12 protein-coding genes and 2 tRNA genes are annotated in these 18497 nt (G+C 60.7%); 4 read left to right on the top strand and 10 right to left on the bottom strand.

Annotation, left to right across the window (positions count from 1 at the left end; genetic code table 11):
- Positions 1–106: 106 nt before the first annotated feature.
- From RMET_RS09425 to mnmC, 8 genes are all read right to left on the bottom strand, one after another.
- Positions 107–2050 carry a SurA N-terminal domain-containing protein gene (locus RMET_RS09425; RefSeq protein WP_011516608.1) on the bottom strand — a complete coding sequence of 648 codons (1944 nt, stop codon included), beginning with the start codon at positions 2048–2050 and terminating at the stop codon, positions 107–109.
- A 243-nt stretch (positions 2051–2293) separates the two neighbouring features.
- A tRNA-Asp gene (locus RMET_RS09430) sits at positions 2294–2370 on the bottom strand.
- A gap of 43 nt (positions 2371–2413) precedes the next feature.
- Positions 2414–2489 (bottom strand) — tRNA-Val (locus RMET_RS09435).
- A 253-nt stretch (positions 2490–2742) separates the two neighbouring features.
- Complete coding sequence (gene lon, locus RMET_RS09440) at positions 2743–5154, bottom strand: endopeptidase La (protein WP_011516609.1); 2412 nt, start codon at positions 5152–5154, stop codon at positions 2743–2745.
- A gap of 246 nt (positions 5155–5400) precedes the next feature.
- Positions 5401–6678 carry an ATP-dependent Clp protease ATP-binding subunit ClpX gene (clpX, locus tag RMET_RS09445; protein ID WP_011516610.1) on the bottom strand — a complete coding sequence of 426 codons (1278 nt, stop codon included), beginning with the start codon at positions 6676–6678 and terminating at the stop codon, positions 5401–5403.
- 280 nt (positions 6679–6958) lie between these two features.
- The gene (clpP, locus tag RMET_RS09450) at positions 6959–7609 is read right to left on the bottom strand and encodes an ATP-dependent Clp endopeptidase proteolytic subunit ClpP (protein ID WP_008651661.1); all 651 of its coding nucleotides are present in this window, start codon (positions 7607–7609) and stop codon (positions 6959–6961) included.
- Positions 7610–7718: 109 nt separating this feature from the next.
- Complete coding sequence (gene tig, locus RMET_RS09455; protein ID WP_011516611.1) at positions 7719–9068, bottom strand: trigger factor; 1350 nt, start codon at positions 9066–9068, stop codon at positions 7719–7721.
- A 149-nt stretch (positions 9069–9217) separates the two neighbouring features.
- Positions 9218–11236, bottom strand: a complete 2019-nt coding sequence (gene mnmC, locus RMET_RS09460) for a bifunctional tRNA (5-methylaminomethyl-2-thiouridine)(34)-methyltransferase MnmD/FAD-dependent 5-carboxymethylaminomethyl-2-thiouridine(34) oxidoreductase MnmC (protein WP_011516612.1) — start codon at positions 11234–11236, stop codon at positions 9218–9220.
- Positions 11237–11359: 123 nt separating this feature from the next.
- Here mnmC and RMET_RS09465 point away from each other — a divergent pair, with 123 nt between their 5' ends.
- The 3 genes from RMET_RS09465 to RMET_RS09475 all read left to right on the top strand — a co-directional run bounded on the left by RMET_RS09465 (position 11360) and on the right by RMET_RS09475 (position 15455).
- Positions 11360–12217 carry a 23S rRNA (adenine(2030)-N(6))-methyltransferase RlmJ gene (locus RMET_RS09465; RefSeq protein WP_011516613.1) on the top strand — a complete coding sequence of 286 codons (858 nt, stop codon included), beginning with the start codon at positions 11360–11362 and terminating at the stop codon, positions 12215–12217.
- Positions 12218–13769: 1552 nt separating this feature from the next.
- Entirely contained in the window at positions 13770–14294 is a 525-nt protein-coding gene (locus RMET_RS09470) for a phospholipase D family nuclease (protein WP_029307814.1), read from the top strand.
- A gap of 258 nt (positions 14295–14552) precedes the next feature.
- The gene (locus tag RMET_RS09475) at positions 14553–15455 is read left to right on the top strand and encodes a DMT family transporter (RefSeq protein ID WP_011516620.1); all 903 of its coding nucleotides are present in this window, start codon (positions 14553–14555) and stop codon (positions 15453–15455) included.
- Positions 15456–15789: 334 nt separating this feature from the next.
- On the opposite strand, the gene RMET_RS09480 is transcribed toward RMET_RS09475, so the two are convergent.
- Positions 15790–16590, bottom strand: coding sequence for a helix-turn-helix transcriptional regulator (locus RMET_RS09480; protein WP_011516622.1), 801 nt, complete (start codon positions 16588–16590; stop codon positions 15790–15792).
- Between the two features lie 381 nt (positions 16591–16971).
- On the opposite strand from RMET_RS09480, the gene RMET_RS09485 reads away from it, so the two are divergent.
- Positions 16972–17421: a YdeI/OmpD-associated family protein gene (locus tag RMET_RS09485; RefSeq protein ID WP_011516624.1), complete on the top strand. Its 450-nt coding sequence runs from the start codon at positions 16972–16974 to the stop codon at positions 17419–17421.
- Positions 17422–17460: 39 nt separating this feature from the next.
- Here RMET_RS09485 and RMET_RS09490 read toward each other — a convergent pair whose 3' ends face one another.
- A complete protein-coding gene (locus RMET_RS09490) occupies positions 17461–18435 on the bottom strand; it encodes a LysR family transcriptional regulator (protein WP_011516625.1) in 975 nt (324 codons plus the stop codon).
- Between the last annotated feature and the right edge of the window lie 62 nt (positions 18436–18497).

Below are 18497 nucleotides of genomic sequence, written 5' to 3' on the forward strand. Positions count from 1 at the left end.
CCGGTCCGCACCACGGCATCCCGAGCTGATCGGCAAGACCACATGCAAAAAAGCCCCTGCAGGCTCGCAACCGCAGGGGCTTCTTTACATCGCAGGTGACGTCGCGTCAGTGTGCAGCAGGTGCGCTCGCTGCCGCGTCGTCCGTCTTGGCCGGATGCAGGATCTTCACCTTCGCACCGGCCTTGAGCACGTCATAGAACGCTGCCAGTTCCGTCTGGCCGGCCATCTGGCCCAGTTGCTGCGCGTCAGCCTCACGCTGGTTTGCGTTGGCCTGCGGCGGCGTGCCAACCTTGGCGATACGGTAGATCGCGTACCCATCCGCGCCGAGGTCCACACCCACGAGCGAAGGCAGCTTCGAGGCATCGGCACGCATGATCGAATCGACAGCCTTCGGCGACACGCCATCAGCCTTGGCACGCGACACGGTCACCATCGAGCCGAAGCCATCAGCGCTGCCGCTCTTCTTCAAGGCATCAAGACGGGCTTCGCCATCCTTGCGTGCCAGTTCCGCCGCCTGCTGTGCGACGTAGGCCTGACGCACCAGCGCCTCTACCTCTTCGAACTTGCGCGCGGCGGCCGGGCGATAGTCGACGATGCGCGCCGACACCAGCGTAGTCGGGCCGACTTGCACGGCTTCCGTATTGCGCTTGTTCTTGATGGCGTCATCGCTGAACAGCGCCTTGAGCACCTTCTCGTTATTGAGCGGGTTGTCCTTGCCCAACACCGGATTCGGCGTACGCGTGACATTGTCCGCAGTCTGGATCGTCAGCTTGAACTTGTCGGCGGCGGGCTTGAGGCTCTCGGACTGCTCGTACACCATGTTGCCGAACGCATCGGCCTGCTCGGTATACGCCTTCGCGGCAAGCTGCTTCTTGAGTTCGATCTCGAGTTCGGGACGCACTGCCTCGAGCGGCTCGGTCGCTGCCGGCTTGATACCCGTCAGCTTGATGATGTGATAGCCGTAATCGGTTTCCACAACATCGCTGATCTGGCCATCCTTGAGCGCAAACATCGCGTCTTCAAACGGCTTGACCAGGGCACCACGACCCATGAAGCCGAGGTCGCCGCCCTTCTCCGCCGAACCAGGATCCTGCGAGTTCTTCTTCGCAACATCGGCGAACGTGTCTGGATGCTTGCGCAGGTCCTCCAGCAGCTTCTCGGCCTTCTCCTTGGCGGCCTTGCGGTCTGCCTCCTTGCCATCCTTCGGCGCGGCGATCAGGATGTGGCTGGCGCGACGTTGCTCGTCAGTATGGAAACGTTGTATGTTGCTGTCGTAATACGACTTCAACTGATCGGGGGTGATCGTCTGGCTGGCAGCCAGGGCATCACCCGACAGCACCAGATACTCGACCTTGGCCTGCTCGGGCATCGTGTACGCTGCCAGATGGGACTCGTAGTAGGCCTTCAGCGCGGCGGCGTCCGGCGTCACCTTGGCCGTGAAATCGGCCGGCTTGATCACGATGGCCTGCACATCACGCTGCTGGTCGCGAATCGCGATCAGGCGATCGAGCAGCGACTTCGGCACGAAAGCTGTCGTACCGATGGCACCACCCAGTTGCTGCGTGGAGAGTTCGAAACGCATCCGTGCGTCGAGCTGCTCGGGCGTCATACCTTGCGCCGCCAGCAGCTGCACGTAGGCCTTCTCGTCGAACTTGCCGTCCGCCGTGCGAAGCTGGGCGATGGCGGGAATGCTCTGGATCGCAGCAGCGATCTGCGCATCGGAAACCGTCAGGTGCTTCTTCTGAGTGGCTTCCGAAATAACACGCTGCTGGATCAACTGGTCCAGCACGGCCTGCCGCGCGGCAGGGCCTTCGAACATGCGCGGATCGTAGTTGTTGCCCAGCATCTGGCGCATCCGTTCGCTCTGGTCGCGCACCACATTGTCGACTTCCTGCACGGTGATGGCCCGGCCGTCGACCTTGGCAGCATCGTGCGAGCTGTCCATGAAGCGCGAATAGCTCTCCACGCCGAAGAATACGAACGACGGGAAGACAAGCACCAGCAGCAGAAGGAGCATCAGGCGCCGGTTGTTGCGTACGAAATCAAGCATGCTGATCCGGTTAAAGGGGTGGCTCGAAAGTCAAACCTTGCGATTCTATCAAAAGCGAGGAGTTGTACTGCTTGAATGTGCGTCGAGAGATCATGCGAAACCGCAATCTGTCGATCTTGCTGGAGTGGTCGCGCCAGCGAAGCGGAGGTCGCACAGGTGACTCGCCCCACTCCGATGCCAGAGGCCCGCCTGCAAGCCAGAATTGCGGACACAAAAAAGCCCGCTGACGCGGGCTAATTTTGTTGGCGGAGTGGACGGGACTCGAACCCGCGACCCCCGGCGTGACAGGCCGGTATTCTAACCGACTGAACTACCACTCCGTGTCGGCCCCCCAATCAGTGGCAACGCATCGCAATGGTGAAGTGGTGGGTGCTGAGGGGTTCGAACCCCCGACCTACGCCTTGTAAGGGCGCCGCTCTACCAGCTGAGCTAAGCACCCACTAGACCATCGCAAGCTGCCGCCTGCAGGGTAATCTCGCTTCGCACGATTCGGCGGTTACTGCTTCGTTGCCGCTGTTTGCGTTGCGAGGCCGCGATTGTAATACGAGACTTTTCGATTTGCCAAGCATTGATTGCAACAATCTTCTGCGCACCGCAAGGCACACGGTGCCGCGGGCATTGCGCAAACAAAAACGCCGCAGGTTTGACCCTGCGGCGTTCCTAACTACATCTCAGACTGACGTGTGCGTCGATCAGTGATGGATACGCTCCACCTGGGACGCGGCCTTGTCCGCCACCTCGGCGGGCTTGGCATCTTCCTCAGGCAGCGGCTCGGGCTTTCGCTCGAGCGCCAGCTCCAGCACCCGGTCGATCCAGCGCACCGGCATGATCTCGATGGCGTTCTTCACGTTGTCCGGAATGTCAGCCAGATCCTTGACGTTCTCTTCGGGGATCAGCACCAGCTTGATACCGCCGCGATGGGCAGCCAGCAGCTTCTCCTTGAGACCGCCGATCGGCAGCACCTCTCCGCGCAGCGTGATTTCACCCGTCATCGCCACATCGGCACGCACCGGGATGCCAGTCAGCACCGACACTAGCGCGGTCGTCATCGCGATACCGGCCGACGGACCATCCTTCGGCGTGGCGCCCTCGGGCACGTGGATGTGGATGTCGCGCTTCTCGAACATCTCATCCGCGATACCCAGACGACGCGCCCGCGAACGCACCACCGAGCGCGCGGCTTCGACCGACTCCTTCATCACATCGCCGAGCGAACCGGTGCGCGTGATGTTGCCCTTGCCTGGCATGATCGCGGCTTCAATCGTCAGCAGGTCGCCGCCGACTTCCGTCCACGCCAGACCCGTCACCTGACCCACCTGGTTTTCCTTGCCGGCTAAACCGAAGTCGTACTTGCGCACGCCAAGGAATTTGTCCAGGTTCTCGGAATCCACCTTCACCGCCGTGGACTCCTTCTTCAGGAGCAGCATCTTCACAACCTTGCGAGCGATCTTCGACACTTCGCGTTCCAGCGAACGCACACCGGCTTCTCGCGTGTAGTAGCGGATGATGTCGCGGATTGCCGCTTCGGTCACCTCGATCTCGCCTTGCTTCAGGCCGTTGTTACGGATCTGCTTCGGTAACAGGTAGCGCGTAGCGATGTTGACCTTTTCGTCCTCCGTGTAGCCTGACAGGCGGATCACTTCCATCCGGTCCAGCAGCGGCGGCGGAATGTTCAGCGAGTTCGACGTCGCCACGAACATCACATCCGACAGGTCAAAGTCCACCTCGATGTAGTGGTCCTGGAACGTGTGGTTCTGTTCCGGGTCCAGCACCTCGAGCAGCGCCGACGAAGGATCGCCACGGAAATCCATGCCCATCTTGTCGATCTCGTCGAGCAGGAACAGCGGATTGCGCACGCCAACCTTCGACAGGCTCTGCAGGATCTTGCCCGGCATCGATCCAATGTACGTACGACGGTGACCGCGGATCTCGGCCTCGTCACGCACACCACCCAGCGCCATACGCACGAACTTGCGGTTCGTGGCACGCGCAACCGACTGACCGAGCGAGGTCTTGCCGACGCCCGGAGGGCCAACCAGGCACAGGATCGGCGCCTTCACCTTGTCCACGCGCTGTTGCACGGCAAGGTACTCGAGAATCCGTTCCTTGACCTTCTCGAGGCCATAGTGGTCTTCATCGAGCACGCGCTCGGCGTTAGCCAGGTCGTTGTTGACCTTGCTCTTCTTGCGCCACGGCAGGCTGACCAGCGTGTCGATATAGTTGCGCACGACGGTGGCCTCGGCCGACATCGGCGACATCAGCTTGAGCTTCTTGAACTCGGCGTCGGCCTTCTTCTTGGCCTCCTTGGGCATGCGGGCGGCCTTGATGCGCTTGTCCAGTTCTTCCAGATCAGCGCCTTCCTCGCCCTCGCCCAGTTCCTTCTGGATCGCCTTGACCTGCTCGTTCAGGTAGTACTCGCGCTGGCTCTTTTCCATCTGGCGCTTGACGCGGCCACGAATGCGCTTTTCCACCTGCAGGATGTCGATCTCGCCCTCGAGCTGCGACAGCAGGCTCTCGAGACGCTCGGTCACCTTGACCATCTCAAGGATCTTCTGCTTCTGCTCGAGCTTGATCGGCAGATGCGCGGCGATCGTATCGGCCAAACGACCGGCCTCATCGATACCGGACAGCGACGTCAGGATCTCAGGAGGGATCTTCTTGTTCAGCTTCACGTACTGGTCGAACTGGGACACGATCGCGCGGCGCAGGGCCTCGGTCTCGGCCGATTCAACCGGTGCGGGCGGCACAGGCACGGCTTCGCACATGAAGTGCGAATCGTCCTCGCTCACCTCGGTGATATTTGCACGTTGCGTACCCTCCACCAGCACCTTCACGGTGCCGTCGGGCAGCTTCAGCATTTGCAGGATATTGGCGATGCAGCCGACCTCATACAGGTCATCCGCGGTGGGCTCATCTTTGGCCGCAGTCTTCTGGGCCACGAGCATGATGCTCTTGCCCGACTCCATCGCAGTCTCAAGCGCCTTGATGGACTTCGGGCGTCCCACGAACAGCGGGATCACCATGTGCGGAAACACCACCACGTCGCGCAGCGGCAACAGTGGGAGGCGAATCGGCTCAGCCGGGAGGAGTTGTGTTCCGGACATCATTTTCCCCAGTCAGTCATTTAAGGCGTAAATAGGGTCGCGGAATTCGATTGCAAGATGCCCATCATCGAATCTGTACGCAGAAAAACATGCTGCAAACTGCACTTGCGACCCCCAGTGAAACAGCATACCCGCGTTTGCTCCCGTTCGTTTGTGGAATTGAAGAAAAAAAGCCGTTCGCTTTGCTGCGAACGGCCGCTTGAAATTTGCCGGTGTGGTCGAGGCCACCCATGTGCGGCGCGATCGTCAGTTAGACCCCGCCACCTTGGGCTGCTGCTCCTCATAAACCAGGAGCGGCGCTGCGTCGCCGGTAATCGTGTTCTCGTCGATCACGACCTTCTGGACGCCCTTGTAGTTGGGCAGGTCATACATGACATCCATCAGCGATTGTTCAAGGATCGAACGCAGGCCGCGCGCACCGGTCTTGCGGCGAATGGCCTTGCGAGCGATCGCGGACAGTGCGGCCGGGCGGATTTCCAGCTCCACGCCTTCCATGGCCAGCAGCTTCTGATATTGCTTGACCAGCGCGTTCTTCGGCTCGATCAGAATCTGCATCAGTGCAGCCTCATCCAGCTTCGCTAGCGTAGCCACCACCGGCAGACGACCGATCAGCTCCGGAATCAGGCCGAACTTGATCAAATCCTCGGGCTCGGTCTGTGGCAGCACTTCGCTGACTTCCCGCTCTTCCTTGCTCTGCACCTGGGCGGCAAAACCGATACCGGTCTTGTCCGAGCGCTGCATGATGACCTTCTCCAGGCCGTCAAACGCGCCGCCGCAGATGAACAGGATATTGGTGGTATCCACCTGCAAGAAGTCCTGATTCGGATGCTTCCGGCCACCTTGCGGCGGCACCGAGGCCATCGTGCCCTCGATCAGTTTCAGCAGCGCTTGCTGCACACCCTCGCCGGAAACGTCGCGGGTGATCGACGGGTTGTCCGACTTGCGCGAGATCTTGTCGATTTCGTCGATGTAGACGATACCGCGCTGCGCCTTCTCCACCTCGTAATTGCAGTTCTGGAGCAGCTTCTGGATGATGTTCTCGACATCCTCGCCCACGTAGCCGGCTTCCGTCAGCGTCGTCGCGTCCGCGATCACGAACGGCACGTTGAGCAGGCGGGCCAGCGTCTGGGCAAGCAACGTCTTGCCGGAGCCAGTCGGCCCGATCAGCAGAATATTGCTCTTGGAAAGCTCGACATCGTCCTTCTTGCCGAGGTGCTTGAGGCGCTTGTAGTGGTTGTAGACCGCTACGGCCAGAATTTTCTTGGCCTGATCCTGCCCGATCACGTACTGGTCAAGGCTCTCGCGAATCTCGTGGGGCGTGGGCAGATCCGATCGCGTGGCGGCCGTGGCGTCCTTGTCGGTCGCGGAGGCCTCGTCACGGATGATCTCGTTGCACAGGTCGATGCATTCGTCGCAAATGAACACCGACGGGCCGGCGATCAGCTTCTTCACCTCATGCTGGCTCTTGCCGCAGAAGGAGCAATAGAGAAGCTTCTCGCTGGATGAACCTTTTTTGTCCGCCATAGGAATCAGTCACATTAGCAGTGTGTTCCCACCTGGCGGGAGACCGGGCGGGAAACGCATTAAACGCATCATACGCCAAAACAATTGGCACAGTCGGCGGCAACCCCTCCATGTGGGGCAAAACGCAAAAACGAGGCATACAGCCTCGTTCCGGTGTAGCCTTCGCCATTTACGGCGAGCGGATTCGTACAGCCTACGCCCGGCGTTACCGGGCGCCACCCGGGGCAATCCTTTCTGGATCGCACCCGGAATGGCCTACCGGCAAACCGGCCGATCCGTCTCAACTGCGACGGGTAATCACCTTATCGATCAGACCGTAATCCACAGCCTGATCGCCGCTCATGAAGTTATCGCGGTCAGTATCGCGCGCGATCTTCTCCACGGGCTGGCCGGTCACCTCAGAAAGGATGCTGTTCAGGCGTTCGCGCAGATACAGGATCTCGCGTGCCTGGATTTCGATGTCCGAAGCCTGACCACGCGCACCGCCCAACGGCTGGTGAATCATGATTCGCGAGTTTGGCAGCGCGCTGCGCTTACCCTTGGCGCCTGCTGCGAGCAGGAATGCACCCATGCTGGCAGCCATGCCCATGCACAGTGTTTGCACATCGGGCTTGATGAACTGCATCGTGTCATAGATCGCCAGACCGGCCGAAACCGAACCACCGGGCGAATTGATGTACAGCGACACGTCCTTATCAGGATTCTCGCTTTCGAGGAACAGAAGCTGAGCCACCACCAGGTTGGCAGTCTGGTCGTTCACTTCGCCGACCATGAAGACGACACGTTCCTTGAGCAGGCGCGAGTAGATGTCGTACGCGCGCTCGCCCCGGCCGGACTGCTCGACGACCATCGGCACCAGACCAAGACCCTGGGTCTCCAGAGCAGAAGCCTGCGTGGTGGCGAGACGATCAAGCAAATCATTGCGGGTCATGCAGGTTCTCCAGATATTCAGGAATGGCGTCAATCGGCCAGCGCGCGAGGCCGATTGACGCAAGCCAGCGCCGCGCCATACTCGCGCGGCTTCCGGCTTATGCCCAACCTCAGGCTTGTGCGGGCGCCGCGGTGAGTTCTTCGAACGACACCGTCTTGTCCGCGACCTTGGCCTTGTCGCACACGAAATTTACCACGTTGTTTTCGAGGACGTAGGCTTCCATCTCGGCCAGACGTTGCTGGTCACCGTAGTACCAGCGCATGACTTCCTTCGGGTCTTCATAGCTCTTCGCGAAGTCCTCGATTTCGGCCTTGATCTGGTCCGGCTTGGCTTCCAGCCCGTTGGCCTTGACGATCTCGGCCAGGATCAGGCCCAGCTTCACGCGGCGCTCGGCCTGTTGCGTAAACATCTCGGCCGGAATCGGCATGTCCTTGGCGTTCGGCATACCACGTTGCTCGAGGTCGCGACGGGCCATTTCCACCAGGCGTTCTTGATCCTGCTCTACCAGCGCCTTCGGCACGTCCAGCTCGCTAACCTTCAGCAGCGCTTCCATGACCTGATCCTTCAGCATGGAGTGCGTGCGGCGCTTGACTTCGCGCTCGAGGTTTTCACGGATGTCGGCGCGCATCTTTTCCACGCTGCCGTCAGCGATGCCAAGCGACTTGGCGAATGCATCGTCCACTTCCGGCAGGTGCGCCCACTCGACCTTCTTCAGCGTGACCGTGAATTCAGCGGTCTTGCCAGCCACTTCCTTGCCGTGGTAATCGGCCGGGAACGTCAGCGGGAACGACTTGCTTTCGCCCACCTTCAGGCCCAGCGTAGCCGTTTCGAACTCCGGCAGCATGCGGCCTTCGCCCAGCACGTACACGAAGTCCTCGGCCTTGCCGCCAGCGAACTCGACGCCGTCGATCTTGCCGACGAAGTCCAGCGTCACGCGGTCGCCGTTCTGGGCAGCCACGTCGGCGCCGCCGTCACCGTGGGCACCCGCATCGCCACGAGCGTGGAAGTGCACGCGCTGCTTGCGCAGGATGTCGACGGTCTTGTCAATCTCGGCGTCGCCGATTTCGGTCTTGGTGCGGGTCACTTCGGCCGACGCGAGGTCGCCAATCTTGACCTCCGGATACACCTCGAACGTGGCTTCGAAAGCCAGTTCGTCGTCAGCCACGCCTTCGGTCTTGATGTCGAACTTCGGCTGACCGGCCACCTTCACTTCCTGGGCCTGGGTGATGTCGAAGAACTTGCGGGCAGCCTTGTCGAAGCGCACTTCGAACTCGACTTGCTGGCCATATTGCTTCTCGACCATCTTCATCGGCACCTTGCCCGGGCGGAAGCCGGACATCTTCACGGTCTTCGACAGACGAGCCAGGCGTTCCTGGGTTTCCTTCTGCACTTCGGCCTTGGGAATAGCCAGGGTCACCTTGCGGTCAAGCTTGCCGAGGTTTTCAATGACGTTCGACATGGTCGTTAATCCAATCCAGAAATGTTGTTGTCAGCGCAACCGCCTGCATATCGGTCCACCCGCGACTGGCGCCGACGAGCGGGGGTCTCCGTGCAAACGGAAAACCGGGATTATCGCACGGTTTTGATTCGCTTCCGGCAGTTTTTACCCTAGCCGGCCGCATCCACCCCAGGCCCCGCCGATTCGGGCGCCTGCGCGTGACCGTGTCGGAGCGCGCGCAGCAGGAGCCGTGCGGGATCGATCGCATCTGCCAGATCGGCCTCGAGCGGCAGTGGTTCGCCCTCGATCTGGCTGGCGATCAGCTCCGCACACAAGGCTGCCCATGTGAGGCCCCGCGAGGCATATGCAAGGGCCGCATACAGACCGGGAAGCCGCGGCAGATCGCGTAAATGCGCGCCACGCAACGCAGCGGCACGGGACAGTGCCTGCGCATCGTCGGCAATGCGCCCGACAAGCGGAAGACGGTTATACGTGACCGTGCGCACGCCGACGTAACCCTGCAGCGTGGCGGGGTCGATCTGCGCGATTTGTGACGCCCGGTCCGGCAGCATCGATGCCAGACGATCGAGGTTGGCAGCGTGCACTTCCGGACGCTCGACCAGCGGCCCTTCGTCCGCTTCATAACTCGAGCCCATCCTTGCTCCGCCCGCCGCGTCACGCGGCAGTAGGTAACCACCGCCGGTCACGACGCAATCGGGCCAACCACCCAGCGCCTCTGCCTGCGCGGGTGCCAGATCCGTCAGTTGGCCACGCACCCGGCGCAGCGCCAGGAACTGGCCCGAGGTCAGCCGATCGGCTTCGTAGGCATTGGCGAGCACCAGAACCGGCGCTGCGGCCAATACCCCACCGTCATCGGCAAGCGCCTGCCACGCATCACCGATCCGCCTGATCGCTGCCACGCGGCAATTGAATAGCGCATCCACAGCCGCACCAGCTTTCGCAAGCTGCGCGCGGCAAATGTCGGGCGGCGCCACCCAGCCTCCCTTCGGAAACCACAAGCCGCCTCTCGGAACCGTTGCGCCATGCTGCTCCGTAGCCTCTTGCGGCGACATCCAGCGCACAAATGACTCCGGAAACCGAAGCTCCGCAAGTGCGGCTTGCTGCGCCGCGTTCTCAGCATCATCCTCGCCGATCTGCAGGACGCCAGTGCCGTGCCATCCCACGGGATAGCCAGCCGCCTCCAATGCGCCCCACGCGCGCAACGCATGAAGGTTGCCAGCACGGGACAGTCGCGAAAGGAAGCTGTCGTCGGCGGACACATGCGCATGCATCGCCGCGGCACGGTGGCACGATGTCTGTCGCGCCGGTCCGTCATGCGCGTCGAGCAATGTCACGCGCCAGCCACGCGCAGCCAGACGTTCGGTCACGGCGCATCCCGCCAGCCCCGCTCCAATGACGATGGCATGTCGCTCGGCCCATTGCGCTGCCTCGGGCGGCGCATGACGGCGGTTCTTCCAAACTGGCGCGAAACGCGCCACGGTCATGTCTCGCTTGCCACCAAATCCGGGCGCCTTGTGCGCCTCGAACCCGGCCGCCGTGAGCCCGCGCCTCACGAATCCCGCCGCTGTGTAGGTCGCGAGCGTCGCACCGATGCGGGCGAGACGCGCCAGGCCGCGGAACACGGTGTCGGACCACATCTCGGCGTTGCGCGATGGCGAAAACCCATCGAGGTAGAACGCATCGGCGCCAAGCACTAGCTTCGGCAACATCGTTTCCACGTCGCCCAACGCCAGCGTCAGCGTGACCGCCCCATCCTCGAACGACAGTCTGTGCAAGCCGGGCAACGCATCAGGCCATTGTTGCTGCAATTGGTCGGATAACGGCAGCAGATCACCCAGGCCAGCATGTGCATGTAATCGCGCCAGACCTTCGCGCGTGAAGGGATGTTTCTCGATCGACACGAAATGCAGCCGTCGGCAACGCTGCGGATCGCTACGCCATGCCTGCCAGGTGGCGAGGAAATTCAGGCCCTGCCCAAACCCCGTCTCGACAATGACAAACTGCTCGCGCCCGGCCCAGCCTTCGGGCAGACCATTGCCACCGAGAAACACGTGATGTGCCTGCGCCAGACCTCCACGCGCGCTGTGATAGACATCGTCATAGCGAGGCGAATAGGGAGTACCGTCATTGGACAGAATGGGTTCGGCGGGCTCAAGAACGCGCGTCATGGCAAGGATTCATACGGCCGGAAATGGCGGCGGATGGTAGCATAGCGCCCTCCCCGCGCACCGCCCTGAAAATGCCTTCAAGGCCGTATTTGCGCGAAGTTTGCGCGCCGTCATTCCCTCGCCATGCTCAGTTATCGTCACGCCTTCCACGCCGGCAATCATGCCGATGTCCTCAAGCACGCCGTCGTTGTCCAGTTGCTGGACTACCTGACGCAGAAGGACAAGGCGTTCTGGTACATCGACACCCACGCCGGCGCCGGGCTCTATGCCCTTGATCACGCCTACGCGCAGAAAAAATCGGAGTTCGAGACCGGCATTGGCCCGCTCTGGCGCGCCGCCGCGAACGGCCAGCCGATGCCTGCCCTGCTCGACGCCTATCTCGAACAGGTACGTGCGCTGAACGAGGACGGCAATCTCAAGCACTATCCTGGTTCGCCGTGGCTGGCGTGGCAAATGCTGCGCGATGCGGACCGCCTGCGCCTGTTCGAACTGCACAGCACCGAGATCCAGGTACTGCGCGACAATTTCCGCGGCGCGGGACGCAAGGTCATGCTCTATGACGGCGATGGCTTCAATGGCATCAAGGCTATCCTGCCGCCCCCGCCCCGCCGCGCACTGGTGCTGATCGACCCTTCTTACGAAGACAAACAAGACTACGCCCGTACGCTCGATACGCTCAATGCTGGCCTGGAGCGTTTCGCCACGGGCATCTATGCGATCTGGTATCCCGAGGTGCAACGACGGGAATCAACCCAGCTACCGGCCCAGCTGAAGCGCCTGCCGCTCAAGAGCTGGCTGCACGTCACACTGACAGTCAAACACCCGGTCGCGGGCGGTCTGGGCTTGCATGGCAGTGGTATGTTCATCGTCAATCCTCCCTGGACGCTCAAGGCGGAGCTCCAGGAAGCCATGCCGAAACTGGTCGAACTGTTTGGTCAGGACGGCGGCGCGAAGTTCACGCTCGAGTCGCTGGATGGCTAAATCTGCACTTTGACTATCACCATAAAGTGCTTCATGCAAATCTTTCTGACTGTAAGTTGGATAAAATTAACTCATTCGAGTTAATCCCCTCGTACGTAGGGCAGACGGCGAGAATACATTATCAGACAATCAAAACCGTCGTGATTGACCCCACGATAATTCATCCCGGCCCGCCTGCTTCGCGCAGCGGGCTTTTTTTTCGACTTTGAACATATGGGACGATAGGCTGCGTGTCTCGATGCGCCAGACTTGCAGGCGCAATCAGATTTCCAGTCTCTAGTCGCATGAACCGATTGATCCCAGTTTTTCTTGCCCTTGCTTCGGCAGCCTTCAGCGCAGGATGCTCATCCTTCGATTTTTGGCGCGGCACCTACGAAGGTGCCCGTAGCCACGATGCCGCCGTGAATCCTATGACTCCGGGAACGGTAAGGCAGACGCTTCCGCCCTATGAGGATTATGAGCGGGAGCGTAACCGGGCGCGTGGTGGGAATCCGTCTATCCAGGGCCAGTAACTGGCCGGTAGCTCGGTCCCCCACCCTGGTACCGACCATGGCGTGCCATGCCTTGCATAAGAACCGCGTCCATCCGCAGATATCCCGCTGCAAGAAGCACCATCCGAGACTGAGCAAAACCCGCCAGGCTTGCGCAAGGCGGGCTGATCTCGACAAATCATCGCAACGAATCAGCGGCGATCAGTAGGGAACATTGTTTTGGCCCATAGCACCCAGAAGAAACCGCGGTTGACAGGCAAGAACATGAGCGCCCCCTTCACTGCCGTGCCGCAGCCAACGGCTGCGGTACAAGCACTCCAACCTGCTGCGTGGCCGCCACGCGAAGTCGCCCAATAGCCTCAGACAACTCCACAGCCTCGCGTTGCTTTGGACCCAGTGGATCCACAGAGCAAATCGACACGCGTGCCATGATCTCTCGCCACTGGACAGCAGTAGGCGGTACAGCACCCCGGGCGTTCACAAAACCGCGCAACCAGCTCACAAATTCAACTTCACTCACTTCGAACCTCGACCATCAATGCCGGGGCATCACTTATCGATGCTCCCGCTTATTCAGCCACCAAAATTCTGGACTGGACGAGGTTCATTAAAGGCAAGGAACGACGACCGCCACATAGGAACTTTCCCAAAATACATCAACGCATTTCCGAATGATCTGGCCCTGATCAGTCGATCGTGCGACGCGCATAGCTAACGGCTTGCATCGACCAATTGATGCCCCGTACTTGCCGCCACACCTGAATGTTCCGAGCCGTCAACGCCCCCTACATCCCCCAACGATCCGCCAGCCTCACGACGCCCCAGAGCGCGAAGAACACAATGAAATAGGCGAACATGGCAAACTCCCTTAACTGGTTGGTACAACTTCATTTCAGCAACCAGCATGGGCGGATCCAACCATCCAACTCCGAATTGATCCCAGGAATCGTCCTATTGGGGGACCATCGGCCACGCCAACGCCGAGACAACCACTGCGAGCGTCCATGTACGTGAGCCATACCCCGTCCAGTGCCAGGCGCTCCGACCAAGGCCCTAACGCCATGACAAGAACCCGAAGCATCGCCCTTGCCACCCTTCTCAGCATTTCATCTCTCGCCCATGCCACTCCCAGCATTCAGGTTGGCTTCTCCCCGGAGGGTTCAGCGCGAGAGCTTGTTCTGAAGACTATCGGTAGTGCGCAGCATTCCATTCAGATGCTCGCCTACTCGTTTCAAGCTCCTGACATCATGCAGGCGCTGGTTGATGCCAGGAATCGAGGCGTGGAGGTGCGCGTGGTAATCGACAAGAAGCGCAACCTGGGCAAGACGAGCTTGGCAGCCATGGACCTTGTGACCCGCAATGGTGTGGAACTGCGGACCACCGACCATTTCCATATCCATCACGACAAGACGATCATTGTCGATGGCAACACGGTTGAAACAGGTTCCTTCAACTTCGCGCCATCTGCCGAGACATCCAACTCCGAGAATGTGGTCGTCATTCGAGACATGCCCGAGGTTTCACGCCAGTACATCGAACATTGGCAATCACGCTGGAATCTGGGGAAACCTTATCCAGCACGATAACTGAGCCGCCCGGGAGCCGTGGAGGCTGGTTGGTTCAAGTTAATGGCGGTTCAGAGGCAGGGATTTGAAGCTGTCGATAGTTGACTGCCTCAGCTTCGGCTGGCGGGATGTCATCCTGATCCTTTCGCGGGCGCCAGCACGCGGTCACCTATTCAGGTTATTTTCGGACGTCATCGAGCTACCTATTCTCCAGCAGACGCAAGGGTCGCGGCGCAATGCGCCCGTCAAAGGCCTGCGACGCTAAAGAAAGGAAGGGCGATGAATGCCTATCTGGCTCCAGCAGGCGCGAGTGCAATCACGCCGACTTGCGCCCTGCAGGGCGCGGTTGCGATCGCTGCATTTGCCTCGAACGCGCTACTGTGCCGCGTCGCACTGTTCACTTACTCCATCGACGCAGCGACATTCTCCGATATCCGGCTGCTGGCCGGAGGCGCGACGTTACTGGTCGTGACGAAGCTGAAACCGGAGTACACCCGGCAGCCCAATCCTGACCCTGACTGGATCTCAGCTACAGCGCTGGGGATTTTCGTGATCCTGTTCTCATTGTCGTATCTATCCCTCGGCGTCAGTTTCGGTGCGCTCGTGTTGTTCGGGACGGTACAACTGACGATATTTATTGCCTGCCTTCTCAAAGGCGAGCGCTTCCACCGCGTGGCGCTGATGGGCTATCTCCTGGCTATTGCCGGACTGTTATACCTGACCACACCCGGCATCGGCGTTCCGCGATTCTCCGGCTTGCTGATGATGGTTGGGGCGGGCGTGGCATGGGGGATCTATACCTTGCGAGGCAGGCGAGCCGCAAGTCCACTCTCGGCAACGGCAGGAAACTTCCTGCGCGCGACTCCGATCTGCATCGTCCTCGGTTGGATGCTTCACGGCCATGCCCACGCGAGCGTAGCCGGGGTTGCCCTCGCTGTGGCGTCAGGGGCTGTGACATCTGCTGTCGGCTTTGTCGTGTGGGCGTCGGTAATCCGAAAGCTGCCGGCGATGTCCGCGGCCACCATCCAGCTACTGGTGCCACCCGTTGCAGCACTTGGCGGCGTTCTGTTCCTGCAGGAACCCGTAAGTACGCGTCTTGTTGTCAGTTTCGTTGCCGTCCTGTTCGGCGTCTGGCTGGCAGCGTCGGTTGGTGCAAGGCACAGCGTCACGGCTCGACGTTAGCGAAGCCTCCATGGGGAAGATGCATTCAGTTTGCGGCCGGCTTGGCTCGCCGCAGCCCATTTACGCGTCAGGTGCCACGATGAAAGCAGCAATTGGCTTCACCTTCGCCTGCTGGCTGTCGGGTGCAATCCTTATTCTTGTGGATTCCACGGCCGCAATCGCGCTGAGTGGCGCGCTAGCCCTCGCAGGGTTGGATCTGTTCGCACCTTAGCCAAGCCGCTGCAATCCTCCGTACGATCTGCGCTGGATTTCTTGCGCAGGCCGCATGTACCGGGCGAACTCGATGCCAGGCGGCTACGCTCAGTTGCCCGCAACGGCACCACTCTGCAATGCGTTATCGCAACTTGCCGAGCCACAGCGCGGTGAGCGTCGAGCGATTTCGAACGTTGAATTTTGCGTAAATTGATTTGATATGGACGTGAGTCGTGTTCGGACTCTGCTCGAGCTTCTGCGCGATCTGCTTTTCCGTCAGTCCGTCGAGCAGCCCCAGCAACACCCTTCGCTCGGCCGACGTCAGCGACGCGTCGGCGATGAGCAGGCCGTGGCTGAGCAGTTGCTGCCGGTAGTACCACCTCAGCCCGTGCATCACGAAGCCCAGAAGCTCGAGATCCGGTGCAGAAAAACGGGGGGCTTGCAGATCGCGAAACACGAAGAGATGAATCCGCACATCATCGTTGAGCGAACAACGCACCTGGATGCTGTCGGCGTGACCAACTTCGAGGTAGTGACGGCGATAGTGGGCACCTTCAAACCATTCGGCGGGCATCGCCTCGAAGAGAAGATTGGCGCGGAATGGCTCATCCCCCGACATGGCCACGACATGTGACGAGTCCACGTTGCCGGACCATAGCGTGTCGAACTGCTCCTGCACGGAAGCAACCATCGCGGGGACAGGATGCAGGAGGCGAACAAGGCGTGGACGCCAGCCAAACAAGGGGTCCTTTCGCGCGACCGCAGGTAATCGGACAACGACAGCCCAAAGTGCATTCTGTGCCGTGACCATTGCACAGAGCGTGGTTAACAAATGGGTCAGCGCGTCATCGGCTTCGCCGGCGGAGAACTCGGCCAGCCGGTCCCAGAGTGCAAAGACGTCATCGCGGTGCGATACGTTGGCGGAATCCGAGAGTGGATGCATGGCGTCCCCAGGAAGAATGGGCGAATCACCAATCTTCGGTGATCTTGTGCTCTCCAGACAATATCACCCCGAGCGCGCTTGGCTCCAGCGCGAGCTTGGGCGGGCCGGCGCAGGATGCAGTGCTTCTCGACCAGATGAAACGTGCCTTGTATTTCACATATGGTGCGGCCCGGCGCTTGGGATAAATAGCCTTTGACTTCCGATTTCGCCTTACCTATCTTTCTCGACGCCATATACGACTGTCGAACTCGCCTCCCACTCCGGAGGCCGGCGACTTTCGGAGGTGCCGGTAACGCGCATGCCCATCGGGCAGCGCGTCCCGGGTTTCATTGCGTTCGTGTTTTCCTAGATCTCCTTTGAGTACCTCAGCTCTCCGGTCGCATGAAATTCATATTCCAGGCAAAGGTCGTCCCCTCGGGCAATGCAACGGCCGTCGAGGTCCCGAAGGATGGCATTGAGTCGTTCGGCGCGGGCGCGCGACCACCGGTTGCCATCTCCATCAACGGCCACAAATGGCGAAGCAGAATTGCCGTAATGAATGGCAACTGCTTGGTGGGTATCAGCGCGGCCAACCGGCGAGAAAGCGGTATCGCGGAGGGCGACCTCGTCGACGTTCAAATAGAACTCGACGAAGAGCCGAGAACGCTGCCGGAACCGACAGACCTTTCTGAGGCCCTGAGGAAAAATAAAGGCGCCAGAGCCGCCTTTGATAGTTTGCCGTTTGGGCTCAAACGGAAGCACGTCGCTGCGATTGAGGATGCCAAGTCTCTCGAGACGCGGCAGCGTCGCATCGCCAAGCTCGTCAGCGAACTGCAGCAAAGTTCGGCCTAACCTTTCGCCACACACCGACGTGCAAACGGTTGCTACCGCTCAGCGAGACGAGTATCGACGCGGTTTGGCCCTCGTCGCTGCTGCAGGATGACCGGCATCTCGCTGCAGCGCAGTCGGCAGTTCGGTCTTCAGCAATTCGATCCACGCGCGCGTTTTCGCCTCAAGAAACTTCCGCGACGGCAGCATCAAGTAGACGCCGATAGCCGGGGAGCGCCACGCGGGCAGTACGACGCGTAGTTCGCCGTTGCGGATGTGGTCCACAGCCGAAAAGATCGGCAGCAGCGCAATGCCCAGCCCGCTGCTCGCGGCGTGGAGGACAACGCCGGGGTTGTCACCCACCAGCGGGCCGCCCGCGTCCAGTGTGAAGCTCCGTGTGCCGTCCGTCAGCGTCCAATCGGGCGTCGTGGACGGGTTGGCGATGCGCAGACAGGCATGTGCTGCAAGTTCCTCAACGGATTTCGGCGTGCCGCGCCGCTTCAGATAGGACGGCGCCGCGCACAGCAAACCGTAGGTTTCCCCAAGGGCCTGCGCCACCAGGTTCGAATCGGAGAGCCGTTGCGCCAGGTAGACGCTGGCGTCCACGCCTTCGGCAATCAGGTCCGGGGCGTATTGGGACGTGCCGTACTCCACGGCCACCTTCGGATACCTCGCGCAGTACATCGACACAAGCGGGACCACATAGCGTTCGCCAAACGCGGCCATGCAACGCACCCTGAGCCGTCCGTCTGGTTCGACATTTGCGCCGCCCACCCCGCTTTCCGCCTCGGCCACCAGCTCGAGAATGCTCCGGCACTGGTCAGCATACCGCTCGCCGACGCTGGTCAGCGCCAGCCTGCGGGTTGTCCGTTGCAGAAGCTTGGCCTGCAGGCGCTTTTCCAACTCGGAAACCAGCCGCGAGACCTGCGCCGTCGTGAGCGCCATTTGGGCGGCGGCGGCCGTAAAACTGCCCGCATCGACGACCCGCAGAAACGCTGTCATCGCATGGAGCAATCCATAGTCGAGATTCTTACGCATGACGTAACAGAGTTTCTGAGTTGGCTGTATTTTTACATCGAATCGGAGTTTCTACTATCGAT

The organism is Cupriavidus metallidurans CH34, assembly GCF_000196015.1.
Lineage (GTDB): Bacteria > Pseudomonadota > Gammaproteobacteria > Burkholderiales > Burkholderiaceae > Cupriavidus > Cupriavidus metallidurans.